The sequence below is a fragment of the Kitasatospora sp. NPDC036755 genome (assembly GCF_040636595.1).
GTDB lineage: Bacteria > Actinomycetota > Actinomycetes > Streptomycetales > Streptomycetaceae > Kitasatospora.
Genome location: NZ_JBEZUT010000073.1, coordinates 13820 through 30048, shown reverse-complemented (window position 1 = coordinate 30048; position 16229 = coordinate 13820). Strand labels below are relative to the sequence as shown.

The window sequence follows — 16229 nt, the reverse complement described above, 5'->3', positions numbered from 1 at the left end:
ACTGCCGGGTCGTCGGGATCCAGGTTGTCGTCGATCATCCACCGGAGCAGGCACTCGGGCCCGGTGAAGCCGTCCAGGCCGGCGTCGTCATTGGATCGACACCGCCGCCGGCGAGTGGCGCCGACCCGCCCTCCCGCACCAGCGCGCCACCGCCACCGAACGGCAGGCCCACCACCTGCTGGCCGCCCTGCTGGAGCGCCGGGGCCGCGGCGACCTGCCGGACACGCCCTAGGATCGACAGGGTCGAAGCCGACCGGCAGGCCGCAGAACGGGAGCAGCACACGTGGAGGACGTCGTCGCAGGTGTGCTGCGCCAGTGGGAGCGGGCCTACCCGGGGCTGGACACCGGTCCGATCGCCGTCCTCGGCCGGATCAACCGCTGCGCCGCCCTGCTCCAGCAGACCCCCGACCCGCTCACCCGGGCCGGCCTCACCCGCGCCGAGTTCGACATCCTCGGCGCCCTGCTCCGCCTCGACCGCGAGCTGACCCCCACCCAGCTGGCCCGGGAGAGCTTCGCCTCCGGCGCCGCCGTCACCAAGCGCCTGCGGCTGCTGGAGGAGCGCGGCCTGGTCAGCCGCCGCACCGACGACCGGGACCGCCGGGTCGCCCACCTCTCGCTCACGGAGGAGGGCCGGACGCTGGTGGACGGCCTGATCCAGGAACTCGTCGCCTACGACCGCGCCCTGCTGGCCGGCCTCACCCCCGACGAGCAGGACCGGCTCGCCGAGTCCCTCAGCGGCCTGCTGAACAGCCTGGAGGGGACGATCGGCCGCACCCCGGGCTGAGCCCGCACCCCGGGCCGAGCCCGCGGACCGTGACGGAGCGCCAACAGCGTTGCTCCGCCGGGAAACTATGCTCGTGGGGCGGGCGTACGGGGAGCGCCTGTGCGAATCGGGCTCCCGTGCGGCGCGGACCGTCGAGTCGTCCACCGGGAGTCGCATTGGACCACAGCGCGGACCGGACCGGCGGTGGCCGGTCCCCGGCGGAGCGCACGGGTGGCTCCGGCGACCCCCTCTCCCGGCTCACCCGGGGCATCGTGGTCATGGTCGCCGTCGGCTTCTGCGCCGCCTCGGCAGTGGCCACGGTCCGCAACCACGACGGCCTGGCCTACCAACTACCCGCCGTGGCAATGCTGTTGGTCCTGCTCGGCTTCCAGATCGGGCACGCCGGCCCGTGGCGGCTGGCCCGGCGCTGGTGGCCGTGGAGCCTGGCCGCCCACGGGGTGCTCACCTACCTGCCGTTCCTGCTCTTCGACGGGACGTGGGTCGGCCTCCCCGGCTCGTTCGCGGGATCGCTGCTGCTGACGGTCGCGCCGCGCTCCTGGGCACTGTTCGCCGCGCTGGTGGCCGCCCAGTACCCGATCTGCGCGGCGCTGGGCGGGACCCTCGGCCAGTGCGTCAACGCCTCGGTGTCCACCGCGGTGGGTGGCATCGTGGTCTACGGGGTGGCCCGACTCGCCGACCTGATCACCGAGTTGCGGGCGGCCCGGACCGAGCTGGCCGAGCTCGCGGTGGACCGGGAGCGGCTGCGTTTCGCCCGCGACCTGCACGACCTGCTCGGCTCCAGCCTCTCCGTGGCGGCGCTGAAGTGCCAGCTCGCCGAGCGGCTGGCCGGGCAGGACCCGGAGCGCGCCCGCGCGGAGATGGCCGAGGTGCTGGCGCTGGTGCGGCAGGCCATGACGGACACCCGCCGGCTCTCCAGCGGGGACCTCCGGCTGTCCCTGGCGCGGGAGGCGCGGTCTGCGGTCGCGGCACTGCGGGCGGCCGGGATCGAGGTCGAGGCCGAACTGGACTGCGCGGGGCTGCCGTCCGAGGTCGACGCGGTGCTGGCCACCGTGGTGCGGGAGGCGGTCACCAACCTGCTGCGGCACAGCGCGGCCCGGCGCTGCGGGATCCGGGCCGAGCGGGACGGGCTCGGCACCGTGCGCCTGGTGGTCTCCAACGACGGTGTGCCAGGCGAACCGGACGGCCCGGACGGCGCTCCGCGCGCACCGGGGGACGGCCGCGGCATCGGGAACCTCACCGCGCGGCTGCGGGCCGTCGGGGGCCGGCTGACCGCCGAGCGGGACGGGACGGGCTGGTTCCGCCTGACGGCCGTCGTCGAGGCCGCGCCCGCCCGGGACGCCGCCCGCGCCGCCTGACCGTCCCGTCCCGTTCCGTCCGCCTGTACGTACGGCCCGCCTGTACGTACGGCCCGGCTACTCGTGCAGCCCCATCGCCTCGACCGGCTCCCGCCGTAGCGCCGACCGGGTGGTCAGCAGCACGGTGCCCAGCCCCAGGAGCGCCGCCCCGCCCAGCACCGCGGCCGCCCAACTCGTGGGCAGCGGCGTCCAGGCCGCACCGGTGAGTGCGAGGCTGACCGGGACCAGGACGGCGGCGGTGACCGCCGACCCGAGGAGGAGCGCCACCGCGACCATGATCCCGCCCTCCCAGGCCGCCATCCGCAGTATCTGGCGGCGCGTGGTCCCGACCAGCCGCAGCAGCGCGAACTCGCGCAGCCGCTCGCCGGTGGCCATCACCAGGGTGTTGACCACGGCGATCGCGGTGAACAGGCTGATCACGCCGAGCAGCAGCCGCCCGACCGCGGTGGCCGCCTCCTGCTGGTGCCGGCGTGCGGCGTCGTAGTCGGCCCGGTCGCTGATCCGGGCCATCGGGTAGGCCGGGGTGAGGCTCCGGAGGGCCCGGCCCACCTGCCGGGGGTCGGCGCCGGGGGCCGTGCGGACCAGCACGGTCGGTGCGAGCGGGTCAGGTGTGTGGGCGGCGGCGAGGCCGGTGGGCAGCAGCACGTCGGCGAACCGGGCGTCACGGTCGTAGACGGCCGCCACGGTGGCGGTGCTGTCGCCGCCGTCGTTCCAGTGGATCCGGACGGTGGCGCCGGCGCCGGCCTTGAGTCGGGCGGCCGTCCGCCGTCCCAGCGCGATGCCGTCGCCGCGCAGCCGGTCCAGCGAACCGGCCGTCACTCCGGGGTCGACCAGTTGCTCCAGCCCCTGCGGGTCCACGATCAGGGCGGTCGCCCCGTGGGAGCCGACGGCGTCCTCCGTGCTGTCGGAGGAGACCATGACGAAGCCGGGGAGCAGGCCGCTGGCCGCCCCGACGCCGGGCAAGCCGCGGACGGCTTCGGTGAACTCCGTCGGCAGGCCGACGCCGCTCGCCTGGGCCACGTGGTCGGCCAGCAGCCGTCGGGCGTCCTCGGCCGCACCGGCCCGCGCCTTGACGACCGGGACGAACAGCACGCTGCCGGTGAAGGCCACGGCCAGCACCAGCGGGGTGACGGTGGCGGCGAAGCGGCGGGGCTGGGAGCGCAGGGCGGCGGAGGCCAGGAACCCGGTGACCGGGAAGAGCCGACCCACCGGTCCGCCGATCAGCACGCCGGCGACCCGTCCGATCAGCGGCCCGAGCAGGGCCACCCCGAGCAGCAGCGCCAGCACCATGCTCTCGGCCGTTCCGGCCCCGGCGCGGCTGCCCGCCGAGTCGGCCAGCACCACGCCGGACACGGCGAGCGTCACCAGCCCGAGCGCGGTCCGGATCCGGCCGATCCGTGGCGGCGGGGCCGAGGCGTCGCGCAGGGCCCGGGTGGGTTCGACCCGGGAGGCCCGGCGGGCGGCGGCCAGGACGGCCAACTGCGCGGTGATCAGGACACCGCCGAGGACGACGAGCGGGGCGGTCGGTCCGACGTACAGCGGCACGTCCTCGCCGACCACCCCGCGGTCGACCAGTTCGGCCCGCAGCAGCGCGGCGAGGCCGGTTCCGAGCGGGAGGCCGACGGCCGAGGCGGCGAAGGTCAGGACCAGTGTCTCCAGTGCGATCATCCGCCGGACCTGCCGGGCGGTGGCGCCGACCGCCCGTAGCAGGGCCATCTCGCGCAGCCGCTGCCGGACGGAGAGCGCGAGCGCCCCGGACAGCACGAAGACCGAGACGAGCAGGGACAGCACGCCCATCGTCCCGGCGAGCGAGGAGAGGCCGTCCCCGGGGGCGCCGGAGAACTCCAGTTCGCCGCGCTCGTCGCCGGTGTGCGCCCAGGGCCCGGACCCGTACGCGTCGCCGCCGTCCGGCCGGGCCGCGGCCACCGCCTGCCGGGCCCGCTCGGCCAGTGCCCGGAGGTCGGTCCCCGTCTCGGTGGTGAGGCCGATCGCGTCCGCGCCGGTCGCCGTTCCGGCGAGTCGGGCGGCCTGCGCGGGGCTGAAGAAGAGCGTGCTCTGACGGGTCGGCACCCGGGGTGGAGCCGCCAGCCCGGACACGGTGTAGTCGCGCGGCGCTTCGATGGCGGCCAGCCGTACGGTGTCGCCGGCCGTGACCCCGGCGCGGGCCGCCGTGGCGGTGTCGAGGACCACCTCGTCGGGGCCGGTCGGGGCGCGGCCGGTTGTCAGCCGGAACGGGGCGAGCGCGGCGCCGGCCCAGGAGTGTCCGAGGGAGGGGCCGCCCCGCGGTCCGGACAGGACCTTCCCGTCGGGGGTGACCACGGCCGCCGGGAAGGAGACCTCCGGGACGGCGGCCGTGACGCCGGGCAGCCCGGCGAGTGCGGCGGTCAGCGGTCCGGCGTCCGGGACGCGGTGACCGTCGCCGATGACCACCGGTGCCGCGGCCCAGCGTTCGGTGGGGGCTCCCGCGCGCTCGGCGGACTCCATCAGGACCCCGCAGGCGACGGTCAGGACCAGGGCGCAGACGAGTGCGGTGAAGGCGCCCGAGAAGGCCGCCTTCCGGCCCCGCACCGTCCGCCAGGCAAGCTTCAACACGTGGCTCGGCCCCCCGGGTGGTGTGCGCTCGACGACCTCGCGAGCCTAGCTCCGGGGCGGCCCGGCCGAATTCCATTCGTTGGCGAAGGAAGGCCCCGTCAAGCCTCACCGTGGGTCGGCCACGGCCGGATCCGTGCGAAACGCACGGGCCGCCGAACCGCCCGTCCGGGTACCGGGGGCGCTCCGGCCCTATGTCGTCGGCAGCCAGCCCATCTCTTCGGCGATCCGGATCGCGTCGACCCGGCCGCGCCCCCCGGTCTTGGCCACCGCGGCGGCCAGGTGGTTGCGTGCCGTGCCCGTCGAGATGAAGAGCCGGGCGGCGATCTCGGTGACGGAGTCCCCCCGCGCCGCGAGCCGCAGGACCTCCGACTCCCGGGGCGTCAGCGGGTTATCCCGGGTGTCCAGGGCGGCCAGCGCCAGCTCCGGGTCGACGACGCGTTCACCCGCGGCCACCCGGCGGATCGCCGCGGCCAGGTCCCGGGCGGGTGCGTCCTTGCCGAGGAAGCCGAGCGCACGGGCGGAGAACGCGGCGCGCAGGTAGGCCGGTCGCACCAGTCCGGTGAGGATCAGCGTCCGGCACCCGGGGAGCCGCTCGTGCAGCTCGGCCGCGGCCCGCAGCCCGTCCAGTCCGGGCAGGTCGATGTCGAGCACCGCGACGTCCGGGCGCACCTCCAGAGCGGTCGGCACCACCTCGTCCCCGCGCTCGACGTCGGCGACGACCTCCAGGTCCTCCTCGTACGCGAGGAGGGCCATCAGCGCACCGCGCACCATGCTCATGTCCTCGGCCAGCAGAACCCTGATCATCCGCGATCTCCCCCTGTCAGGTGACGGCCACGGACGGAGTTCATCAGACAACAGCCCTTGCCAGGGCCGGTTTCCGTGTTTGATCGGCCCCGAGCGGTCCGCCGGTCGGCGTAGCCTTCGTGCATGGCAGAGAGCAAGGTCCGGAAGGCCGCGGCGAAGGAGCCGGTGGCGAGGACGGCGGCGGTGAAGACGGCGGCGGTGAAGCCGAGGAAGCCGGAATCGCGTCTGGCGATGGTGCGGCGGGCCCGGAGGATCAACCGCGAGCTGGCGGAGCTGTACCCGTACGCGCATCCGGAGCTGGACTTCGAGAACCCCTTCCAACTGCTGGTGGCCACCGTGCTGTCGGCGCAGACCACCGACCTGAGGGTGAACCAGACCACCCCGGCGCTGTTCGCGGCGTACCCGACGCCGGAGGACATGGCGGCGGCGAACCCGGAGGAGCTGGAGGAGATCATCCGCCCGACCGGCTTCTTCCGGAACAAGGCGAAGTCGCTCATCGGCCTCTCGATAGCGCTGCGCGACGAGTTCGGCGGCGAGGTGCCGGGCCGGCTGGCCGACCTGGTGACCCTGCCGGGCGTCGGCCGCAAGACCGCCAACGTCGTCCTCGGCAACGCCTTCGGGGTTCCCGGCATCACCGTGGACACCCACTTCGGACGGCTGGCCCGGCGGTTCGGCTGGACCACCGAGGACGACCCGGTGAAGGTCGAGGCGGCCGTCGCCGCGATCTTCCCGAAGTCGGAGTGGACGATGCTCTCGCACCGGGTGGTCTTCCACGGCCGCCGGATCTGCCACTCCCAGAAGCCCGCCTGCGGCGCCTGCCCGATCGCGCCGCTCTGCCCCTCGTTCGGCGAGGGGGAGACCGACCCGGAGAAGGCACGCAAGCTGTTGAAGTACGAGATGGGCGGCCAGCCCGGGCAGCGGCTGCGGCCGCCGGCCGACTTCCCCGGTGAGGCGGCCGCCCGCGCGGACGCCGCCGTCCACCACGGACGGGTCGCGGACCTGGGGGTGGACGCGTGAGCGGCGGACGGATGAACGGGCACCCGGGGCACGCCGGACCGGAGGCCGGGGGAGTCGCCCGGGGTATCGAGCTGGACGGGCTGCCGGGCTGGCTGGAGCCGGTCCGGGAGGCGGCCGAGCGGGTGCTGCCGGAGCAGCTGAGCCGCTTCCTGCCGCCGGTCGAGGGCGGTCGGCCGGCGGCCGTGCTGATGCTGTTCGGCGAGGGGCCCGAGGGCCCCGACCTGCTGCTGATCGAGCGGGCCCGTTCGCTGCGCTCGCACGCCGGGCAGCCGTCGTTCCCGGGCGGTGCGCTGGACCCGGAGGACGGCGACCCGAGCGGCCCCGGCCCGATCGCGGCGGCGCTGCGCGAGGCCTGGGAGGAGACCGGCCTGGACCCGGCCGGGGTGCAGGTCTTCGCGGAGCTGCCCCGGCTGTACATCCCGGTGAGCAGCTTCGTGGTGACCCCGGTGCTCGGCTGGTGGCGCGAGGAGACGCCGGTGCGCCCGGTGGACGCGGCCGAGACCGGGGCGGTGTTCCGGGTCACCATCGCGGAGCTGGCCGACCCGGCGAACCGGGTGCGGCTGCGCCAGCCGTCCGGGCACCTCGGGCCGGCCTTCGCGGTCGCCGGGCGGCTGGTCTGGGGCTTCACCGCCGGGGTGATCGACCGGGTGCTGCACCACAGCGGCCTGGAGCTGCCCTGGGACCAGTCCCGGATCGTCGACCTCTCGGACGACGCCCTGGCCCTGGTCCAGGGCGACCTCGAACACTCCCGGGTGCTGCCGGGCGGCGACGCCGACGCTTCGTGACGGGCCGTCGGCGCGTCCGGCGCGCGGGCCGTGGGAGGGTGTCCGAGTGAACGTCCTGGATGTGCTGCTGATCGCCGCGGCCGTGGCATTCGCCGTGTCGGGCTACCGGCAGGGCTTCGTGGTCGGCGTGCTGTCGCTGGTCGGTTTCCTCGGCGGCGGCCTGCTCGCCGTCGAACTGCTGCCGCTGCTGCTGCTCGACCGCATCGGCCCCGGCACCACGGCCTCGGTGGTGGCCGTCGTGGTGGTGATCGTCCTCGCCGCGATCGGCCAGGCGGTCACCGCGCACTTCGGCTGGAAGCTGCGCGGGCACATCGGTCGCCGCCCGGCCCGGGTCCTGGACGCGAGCGGCGGCGCGGTGGTGAACGTCGTCTCGATGCTGCTGGTGGCCTGGCTGATCGGTTCGGCGCTGGCCGGGGCGTCGCTCCCGACGGTCTCCCGGCAGGTTCGCTCCTCGGCGGTCCTCGGCGGGGTGCAGAACGCGCTGCCCAGCGACGCGCCGAACTGGTTCTCGGACTTCTCCAAGGTGCTCGCCCGCAACGGCTTCCCGCAGGTCTTCAACCCCTTCGAGCACGAGCCGATCACCCAGGTGGACACCCCGGACCCCGCGCTGGCCGGCAGCCCGGCGGTGGCGCGGGCCCGGCAGAGCCTGGTCAAGGTGGTCGGCACGGCGACCTCCTGCGGGAAGACCCTGGAGGGCAGCGGCTTCGTCTTCGCCCCGCACCGGGTGATGACCAACGCCCACGTGGTCGGCGGGGTCAACGAGCCGACCGTGCAGATCGGCGGCGTGGGCCAGCTGTACGACGCGACGGTGGTCCGCTACGACTGGCAGCGCGACATCGCCGTGCTGGACGTGCCCAAGCTGAACGCGCCGCCGCTGGCCTTCGCGGGCGAGGCGAGGACCAACGACAGCGCGATCGTCGCCGGCTTCCCGGAGAACGGCGCCTTCAACGTCCAGCCGGCCCGCATCCGCGGCCGGATCCAGGCCAACGGCCCGGACATCTACCACCGCGGCCAGGTGGTGCGGGACGTCTACTCGGTGCGGTCGGTGGTCCGGCAGGGCAACAGCGGCGGCCCGCTGCTCACCCCGGACGGCGAGGTGTACGGGGTGGTCTTCGCCAAGTCCCTGGACAGCGCGGACACCGGCTACGTGCTGACCGCGGCCGAGGTGCGCGAGGACGCCCTGCAGGGCGGCGCCGCGACCGCCCGGGTGGACACCCAGGGCTGCGCGCTCTGACCGGGCCCGGGGGCGGGCGGTCCGGTGGGCGACGCGCGGGCGGGCGGTCCGGTCGGCCCGGGGGCGGGCCGTCCCCTTCGTGCGGGGGCGTGGCATCCGATATCCGTCACTCCGTCAGGCGGCCCTGGTAGCCTCGGCCGCGCTCACCCGTTCGGCTCAACCGGGCGCCGTCCCGGAGTGGGCCCGACGGGAGGGCGTGGCAGTCCGATGATGGGTCACTCGCATGCGGTGAGCGGGGCGATGCTGTACGCGGCCTCGGCCCCCTTCCTGCCCCCGCTGCTGCTGCACACCACCCTGCAGCCCGCGGACATACTGATGGGCACGGTGCTGTGCGCGGGCGCGGCCCTGCTGCCGGACCTCGACCACCACGACGGCTCGATCGCCAACTTCCTCGGCCCGGTCTCCAAGGTGCTCTGCCGCTTCGTGGCCTGGATCTCCGGCGGCCACCGGCACGCCACCCACTCGCTGCTGTTCGTCGCGCTGATGGGTGCGGGCACCTGGGCCGGGGTCACCTTCGTGGGCCGCTACTTCACCCTCGGGCTGACGTTCTTCCTGCTGGCGCTCGCGATCCGGGCCCTGCGGCTCTGCCCACCGGGCGACGGCCCGGAGGCGTGGATCACCGTCATCGGCCTGGCCGCGCTCGGCACCTTCGGGATGAACACCTGGATGCCCAACTCGCCCGGCTGGCTGCCGTACGCGGTGGCCCTGGGCACGCTGGCGCACCTGCTCGGCGACTGTCTGACCAAGAAGGGCGCGCCGCTGCTCTGGCCGCACAAGGAGCGCTACGAGATCGTGCTGATCAAGCGCAGCGGCAACAGCGTCGAGACGAAGGTGCTGGTACCGATCATGTCGGTGGCGACCTTCGTCCTGCTCTGGTTCACCGCGCTGTCGCCGACGATCGTCAACTGACGGGGCGCTGGGCATCGGATGCCCGGCGTATCGCCCGGTGCACCAGGTGGTGGTGTGCCGGGCGAAGGCGTACCGGGTGAAGGCGTACCGGGCGGTGGTGGGCCGGGTGGTGGTGTGCCGGGCGCCGGGCGCGGCGCGGGGCTCAGGTCTCGCGCCGCAGCCGTGCGCCCACCCAGCGGGCGCGTCGGCCGAGGATGCGGGGGATGCCGAGGTGCCGCCGCTCGGTGCGCTGACGGCCGTCGGGGCCGTCGAAGCCGAGGTCGTCCGCCCGGTCGGGCCGGTGGGCGGAGCGCTGGGGGCTGTTGTGACGTCGGCCGCGTGGGGCGCCGCCGCTTTCGGGCATCCAACTCATACCGGAAGGGATGCCCCTGGGCCGGTCGAGGTAACCGCCCGGGCCGTGCCGAAATTGGCCTATGCGGTTGTCATATGAGCGACAAAGCAAGGGAGTTGGGGCTTCCGGCCCTTCCCCTCGACCGCACGTTCGGCTGTGTCCCGCCGGGCACCGCTGCGTTTCGCGGTGCCCCGGTTCCCCGGCGGCGCTCCCGGGGAGTGCGCGTCACTCCTTGTGGCGGCCGACCCAGTCCAGCAGCTCGGCGGTGAACTCCTCCGGCGCCTCCTCGTGCGGGAAGTGCCCGACCCCCGGCAGCAGCCGCCAGCGGTACGGCGCCGCCACGTACTCGCCGCCGCCCAGGGCGGTGTGCGACAGCAGCACCGGGTCCGCGGCGCCCTGGACGTGCAGGGTCGGCGCGGTGATCGGCTTCTTCATCCGCCGGGCGAACTGGATGCCGTCGGGCCGGGCCATCGAGCGCAGCAGCCAGCGGTACGGCTCGATCGAGCAGTGCGCCGTGCTGGGGATCTGGATCGCCTGCCGGTACGCCCGCACCGCGGCCTCGTCCAGGCCGTTCGGGCCGGTCCAGGAGGTCAGGTAGCGACCGACCAGCTCCGCGTCGTCGGCCACCAGACGGCGTTCCGGTATCCACGGCCGCTGGAAGCCCAGCACGTGCTCGAAGGCGGCGAACTGCCGGCGGTCGGTCAGCAGCGCCCGGCGCAGGTCCCTCGGGTGCGCGGCGGAGACCACGGTGAGGCTCTGGATGACGGAGGGCCGCATCACCGCCGCCACCCAGGCCAGGGTGCCGCCTGAGGCGTGCCCGACCAGGTGGGCCCGGCGCTCGCCGAGCGAGCGGATCACTCCGGTGATGTCCAGCGCGAGGTTGCCCGGGTCGTAACCGCGCGGGGTGCGGTCGCTGCCGCCGATACCGCGCAGGTCGAGCGCCACCGCCCGGTAGCCGGCCTCGGCGAGCGCGGTCAGCTGGTGGCGCCAGGCCCACCAGTACTCGGGCCAGCCGTGCACCAGCAGCACCAGCGGGCCGGAGCCCAGCTCGGCGATGTGGAAACGGGCGCCGTTGGCCGCGAGGTCGCGGTGCGTCCACGGGCCGGTCTGCCGGATGCTCCAGGCCTCGCCGCTCTCCGTCGGGGCCCCGGCGGCGGCCGACTCGCGGGGTTCCCGGCCGGGCTCCCGTCCGGGCTCCGGGCCGGGCTCGCGCGCGGGTGCCAGGCCGCTGCCCTCGGGGGCGGTGCCGGGGCCTTCCGGGCCGGCGGGGCCTTCGGGAGTGAGCCCGGCGCCGGAGTCGGGGCCGGAGTCGGCGGACGGCTGCGCGGGCACGGGCTTCTGGTCAAGCGGCATACCGAGAGCGTGTCACATCCGCGCGCCGGACACGTGCCCGGCACTCGTTGTCGGCGGGTTCGGCGCGCATCGGCCGGTTCGGTGCCCATCGGTTGGTTCGGTGACCGTTGGCGCGTTCGGTGCCCATCGGCGGGCGCGGTGCCCGCCGGCCCGTTCGGTGCCCATCGGCCGGTTCGGTGCGCGCCGAGGTGGCGCCGTCCGTCGGCGGGGCCGTCCGTCGGCGGGCCCGGTCACCGGCGCCCGCCGACGCGGGCCCGGTTACGGGATGCGGCCGAAGGCCCGGTCGATCTCCTCCTGGGTGGCCGGGCGCGGCCTGGCGTTCTTCAGCACGTCGGCGGTCTTCTGGGCACCCTCGATGGTGCGCACCGGCTTCTCGATCTTCTTGAACGAGCGCCAGGCCAGCATCCCGAGCAGCACCGCGAGCAGCAGGTAGGCGCCCGCCACGATCAGGAAGGACCAGCCCAGCGACAGGCCCAGGGCGTGGATGCCGAAGGCCGCCGCGGCGCTCAGCATCGGGATGGAGAACAGCGCCACCACACCGGCGACGATCAGCGAGACGCCGCCGGAGACGCCCCGCTTGACGTCCGCCCGGATCTCGGACTTGGCGAGCGCGATCTCGTCGTGGACCAGCGCGGACAGGTCGGCGGTGGCCGCCGCGAACAGCTGCCCCACCGAACGCTCGCCCTCGTAGGGCGCCCGGCCGTTGCTGGACGGGTCTGCGGCTCCTGCGGGCATCAGCGGTTCTCCTCTGCGGCTGTACGGCGTGACGCCGCCGCGGTTGTGCGGTTCCGGGGGCCGGTGGGGGGTCCGGAGGCGTCTGTGGGTTGTCGACAGCTCAGAATCATGCCCCTACCGGTCAGTCGGACACCACTCCGGGGCCCCGGCGGAGGGACGTGTCCCGGGGGCCGGGACGCTCCGGACGTCCCCGCGAGGACGTTCCGGGCGCCTCGGCCCGAGCCGTCCGACGGGGCCCGGCCCCGGCCCCGGAAGGCTTTTCCGGGGGACTCCCGAAGGCCTCCCGAGGGCCCCGCACTGTCTCTTCGGGGGCGCCTCGGCGGGACCGTCAGGGCTGTCCGGGGTGTCCGTGGCGGTGCCGGTGACCGGATCCGGCGTCGGCGTCGGCGCCGTTCTCCGTGCCGTGTTCCGCGTCGGGCCGGGGGGCGAACCCGGCCGTCCTCGCCTGCCAGGCCGGGTCGTCCTCCTGGTAGATGTCCGGGATGCCGTCCCCGTCCACGTCCCGGTCCTCCTCCTCGCAGATCGCGCGGTAGTGCCGGTTGCGCAGCTTCAGCAGGATGGTGGCGACCACCGCGGAGAGCACCGAGCCGACCAGCACGGCGGTCTTGGCCCGGGCGGCGAGCGCCGGGTCGTCGGGGAAGGCCAGTTCGCTGATCAGCAGCGAGACGGTGAAACCTATGCCCGCGAGCACCGAGACCGCGACCATGTCGGCCCACTTGAGCCGCGGGTTCAGCTCGGCCCTGGTGAACCGGGCGGTCAGCCAGGCACCGCCGAGCACGCCTATGGTCTTGCCGACCAGCAGGCCGATCACGATGCCGAGCGGGGCGGCCTGGGTGAACACCTCGCGCAGCTTCGGACCGGAGACGGCCACCCCGGCCGAGAACAGCGCGAACACCGGGACGGCCAGGCCGGCCGAGAGCGGGCGGACCAGGTGCTCGATGTGTTCGCCCGGGGAGTGCTGCTCGTCGCCCTCGCGGTGGCAGCGCAGCATCAGGCCCATCGCGACGCCCGCCACCGTGGCGTGGATGCCGCTCTCGTGCATCAGCGCCCAGGTCACGACGGCCAGCGGCACGAAGAGGTACCAGCCGTGGACGCCGCGCCGGTGCAGGAACCAGAACAGCACCAGCCCGGCGAAGGCGAGGCCGAGCGCCCAGAACTTGATGCCGTGGCTGTAGAAGATCGCGATGATCAGGATCGCGATCAGGTCGTCGACCACGGCCAGGGTGAGCAGGAAGGCGCGCAGCGCGGACGGCAGGTGGCTGCCGACCACGGCCAGCACACCGAGGGCGAAGGCGATGTCGGTGGCGGTCGGGATCGCCCAGCCGCCGGGATGTCCGCCGCTGCCGGAGTTCACCAGGGCGAAGAGGATCGCGGGCAGTGCCACCCCGCAGACGGCGGCGACCACGGGCAGCAGCGCGGCACTGGGCGTGCGCAGCTCACCGGCGACGAACTCGCGCTTGAGCTCGATCCCGGCGACGAAGAAGAAGATCGCCAGCAGGCCGTCCTTGGCCCAGGTGGCCAGGGAGAGGTCGAGGTGGAGCGGGGCGGAGGGCCCGACGGTGTAGTCGAGCACGCTCTGGTAGGCCTGCGGCCAGGCGTTGGCCCAGACGAGGGCGACGACGGCGGCGCCCAGCAGCAGCATGCCGCCGACCGTCTCGGTGCGCAGGGCGTCGGTGATGAAGGTGCGCTCGGGCAGTGACAGCCGACCGAGGAACTGCCGGCGGCGGGTCGTCGGCCGGGGGACGGGCGGCTGGTCGGTCACGCGGGACCTCCTGGGGCTGGGAACGGCAACGGATGCACCTGTGGTGCAGTTGCCGACCAGACTTCCCGGCGCGCCCTGTGACGCCCACGACTCCCGTCAAGGGATCTTGATGCGTCCTTAATAGTCTAGCGGGACGTTCGGGTGACATACGGGTTGTCCTAACAAAGGACTTAAACCCTGTGCGCTGGTTCTGCACTCCGGGGGAACGGCGACCCGGCGTCCGAACGGCAGATCGGCACCCGGATGGCGGATCGTTGCCCGCTTGGCGGCTCGATGCCCGAGCGGCGCATGCGAGACGGCTGTGCCCCGGGCGGTGGTCTCCGCCCGGGGCACAGCCGTCGGTTCAGCTCGTCCCGGCTTGTCTCGGCTTGTCTCGGCTTGTCTCGGCTCGTCCCCGGCTCTTCGTCGGTCCGTCCTGAGGCGTCCAGGGTCGTGTCAGGACGACTCAGGTCAGCCGTTGCCGGTCAGCCGTTGCCCGTCAGCCGTTGCCGTTGTCCGAGGACGGCAGCTGGGCCTGGATCTGGCTCATCACCGTGCTGTCGGCCAGCGTGGTGGTGTCACCGACCTCGCGGCCCTCGGCGATGTCGCGCAGCAGGCGGCGCATGATCTTGCCGGAGCGGGTCTTCGGCAGCTCGCCGACGACCTTGATCTGCTTCGGCTTGGCGATCGGGCCGAGCGTGCGGCCGACGTGCGCCCGCAGCTCCTCGACCAGCTCGGGGCCCTCGGTCACGCCGCCGCGCAGGATCACGAAGGCGACGATGGCCTGGCCGGTGGTGGCGTCGGTCGCGCCGACCACGGCGGACTCGGCGACGGACGGGTGGCCGACCAGGGCCGACTCGACCTCGGTGGTGGAGATGTTGTGGCCCGAGACGAGCATGACGTCGTCCACCCGGCCGAGCAGCCAGATGTCCCCGTCCTCGTCCTTCTTGGCGCCGTCACCGGCGAAGTAGCGGCCCTCGAAGCGAGACCAGTAGGTGTCGATGTAGCGCTGGTCGTCGCCCCAGATGGTGCGGAGCATGGACGGCCACGGCTCGGTGAGCACCAGGTACCCGCCGGAGCCGTTCGGCACCTCGGCGGCGTTGTCGTCCACCACGGTGGCCGCGATGCCCGGCAGGGCGCGCTGGGCCGAACCCGGCTTGGTCTCGGTGACGCCCGGCAGCGGGCTGATCATGATGGCGCCGGTCTCGGTCTGCCACCAGGTGTCCACGATCGGGCACTTGCCGCCGCCGATGTGCTCGCGGTACCAGACCCACGCCTCGGGGTTGATCGGCTCGCCGACGCTGCCCAGCACCCGCAGCGAGGACAGGTCGAACTTCGCGGGGATGTCGTCGCCCCACTTCATGAAGGTGCGGATCGCGGTCGGCGCGGTGTAGAGGATGGTCACGCCGTACTTCTGGACGATCTCCCAGAAGCGGCCCTGGTGCGGGGTGTCAGGGGTGCCCTCGTAGATGACCTGGGTGGCGCCGTTGGAGAGCGGGCCGTAGACGATGTACGAGTGCCCGGTGACCCAGCCGATGTCGGCGGTGCACCAGTAGACGTCGGTCTCCGGCTTGAGGTCGAAGACCGCGTTGTGGGTGTAGCTGGCCTGGGTGAGGTAGCCGCCCGAGGTGTGCAGGATGCCCTTGGGCTTACCGGTGGTGCCCGAGGTGTAGAGGATGAACAGCGGGTGCTCGGCGTCGTGCGCCTCGGGGGTGTGCTCGGTGGACTGGCGCGCGGTGGCCTCGTGCCACCACACGTCGCGGCCCTCGGTCCACGGGATGTCCTGCCCGGTGCGGCGGACCACCAGGACGTGCTCGACGCCGTCGGCCTTGGTGAGCGCCTCGTCGATGGCCGGCTTGAGGGCGGAGGGCTTCCCCCGGCGGTAGCCGCCGTCGGCGGTGATGACGAGCTTGGCCTGGGCGTCCTGGATGCGGGAGGCGACGGCGTCGGAGGAGAAGCCGCCGAAGACCACCGAGTGGGTGGCGCCGATCCGGGCGCAGGCGAGCATCGCGACGACCGCCTCGGCGATCATCGGCAGGTAGACGGCGACCCGGTCGCCCTTGCGGACACCGAGCTCCAGCAGCGCGTTGGCGGCCTGCGAGACCTCGTCCTTGAGCTGGGCGTAGGTGATCGAACGGCCGTCGCCGGGCTCGCCCTCGAAGTGGATGGCGACCCGGTCGCCCAGGCCGTTCTCCACGTGGCGGTCGACGCAGTTGTACGCGACATTGAGCTTGCCGTCGGCGAACCACTTGGCGAAGGGAGGGTTGGACCAGTCGAGGGTCTCGGTCGGCTCGACGGCCCAGGTGAGGCGGCGGGCCTGCTCGGCCCAGAAGCCCAGACGGTCCTCGGAGGCCTGCGCGTACGCGGCCGCGGTGACGTTGGCGGCTGCGGCGAGCTCTGCCGGCGGGGCGAAGCGCCGCTCCTCCTTGAGCAGGTTGGCCAGGCTCTCGTTGCTCAACGCGCACTCCTCATCGAGTCATGATCGGGGGCGATCCCGTGCGTGGGGATTGTCCCGTGTGTCCCAGCGCACAGCTCACCAGGCGAACGGGGCAGTTGACAAGAGGCTCCTGTGAATTGGTGTAGACCTTT

Annotated in this window: 13 protein-coding genes; 6 read left to right on the top strand and 7 right to left on the bottom strand. The window is 73.9% G+C overall.

What is annotated here, in order from left to right; all coding sequences use genetic code 11:
• Nucleotides 1–283: 283 nt before the first annotated feature.
• Together AB0E96_RS13905 and AB0E96_RS13900 are read left to right on the top strand one after the other, a co-directional pair.
• A complete protein-coding gene (locus tag AB0E96_RS13905) occupies nt 284–784 on the top strand; it encodes a MarR family transcriptional regulator (RefSeq protein WP_359822611.1) in 501 nt (166 codons plus the stop codon).
• Nucleotides 785–939: 155 nt separating this feature from the next.
• Complete coding sequence (locus tag AB0E96_RS13900) at nt 940–2139, top strand: histidine kinase (RefSeq protein ID WP_359822609.1); 1200 nt, start codon at nt 940–942, stop codon at nt 2137–2139.
• 57 nt (nt 2140–2196) lie between these two features.
• Here AB0E96_RS13900 and AB0E96_RS13895 read toward each other — a convergent pair whose 3' ends face one another.
• Together AB0E96_RS13895 and AB0E96_RS13890 are read right to left on the bottom strand one after the other, a co-directional pair.
• The gene (locus tag AB0E96_RS13895) at nt 2197–4731 is read right to left on the bottom strand and encodes an FtsX-like permease family protein (protein ID WP_359822607.1); all 2535 of its coding nucleotides are present in this window, start codon (nt 4729–4731) and stop codon (nt 2197–2199) included.
• Nucleotides 4732–4920: 189 nt separating this feature from the next.
• Nucleotides 4921–5535: a response regulator transcription factor gene (locus AB0E96_RS13890; RefSeq protein ID WP_359822604.1), complete on the bottom strand. Its 615-nt coding sequence runs from the start codon at nt 5533–5535 to the stop codon at nt 4921–4923.
• A 123-nt stretch (nt 5536–5658) separates the two neighbouring features.
• Here AB0E96_RS13890 and nth point away from each other — a divergent pair, with 123 nt between their 5' ends.
• The 4 genes from nth to AB0E96_RS13870 all read left to right on the top strand — a co-directional run bounded on the left by nth (nt 5659) and on the right by AB0E96_RS13870 (nt 9480).
• Nucleotides 5659–6552, top strand: coding sequence for an endonuclease III (gene nth / locus AB0E96_RS13885; protein WP_359822602.1), 894 nt, complete (start codon nt 5659–5661; stop codon nt 6550–6552).
• A gap of 11 nt (nt 6553–6563) precedes the next feature.
• On the top strand, nt 6564–7337 hold the full coding sequence (locus tag AB0E96_RS13880) for a CoA pyrophosphatase (protein ID WP_359822613.1): 774 nt from the start codon (nt 6564–6566) through the stop codon (nt 7335–7337).
• A gap of 46 nt (nt 7338–7383) precedes the next feature.
• Nucleotides 7384–8571: a MarP family serine protease gene (locus tag AB0E96_RS13875; RefSeq protein ID WP_359822600.1), complete on the top strand. Its 1188-nt coding sequence runs from the start codon at nt 7384–7386 to the stop codon at nt 8569–8571.
• A 207-nt stretch (nt 8572–8778) separates the two neighbouring features.
• Complete coding sequence (locus AB0E96_RS13870; RefSeq protein WP_359822597.1) at nt 8779–9480, top strand: metal-dependent hydrolase; 702 nt, start codon at nt 8779–8781, stop codon at nt 9478–9480.
• Nucleotides 9481–9622: 142 nt separating this feature from the next.
• Here AB0E96_RS13870 and AB0E96_RS13865 read toward each other — a convergent pair whose 3' ends face one another.
• From AB0E96_RS13865 to acs, 5 genes are all read right to left on the bottom strand, one after another.
• Nucleotides 9623–9832: a hypothetical protein gene (locus tag AB0E96_RS13865; RefSeq protein ID WP_359822594.1), complete on the bottom strand. Its 210-nt coding sequence runs from the start codon at nt 9830–9832 to the stop codon at nt 9623–9625.
• Between the two features lie 204 nt (nt 9833–10036).
• Nucleotides 10037–11164 (bottom strand): alpha/beta fold hydrolase, encoded by a 1128-nt coding sequence (locus AB0E96_RS13860; protein WP_359822591.1) that lies wholly within the window; start codon nt 11162–11164, stop codon nt 10037–10039.
• Nucleotides 11165–11422: 258 nt separating this feature from the next.
• The gene (locus AB0E96_RS13855) at nt 11423–11899 is read right to left on the bottom strand and encodes a phage holin family protein (protein WP_049652144.1); all 477 of its coding nucleotides are present in this window, start codon (nt 11897–11899) and stop codon (nt 11423–11425) included.
• Nucleotides 11900–12227: 328 nt separating this feature from the next.
• Entirely contained in the window at nt 12228–13661 is a 1434-nt protein-coding gene (gene nhaA, locus AB0E96_RS13850; RefSeq protein ID WP_359822588.1) for a Na+/H+ antiporter NhaA, read from the bottom strand.
• A 478-nt stretch (nt 13662–14139) separates the two neighbouring features.
• On the bottom strand, nt 14140–16098 hold the full coding sequence (gene acs, locus AB0E96_RS13845; RefSeq protein ID WP_359822586.1) for an acetate--CoA ligase: 1959 nt from the start codon (nt 16096–16098) through the stop codon (nt 14140–14142).
• Between the last annotated feature and the right edge of the window lie 131 nt (nt 16099–16229).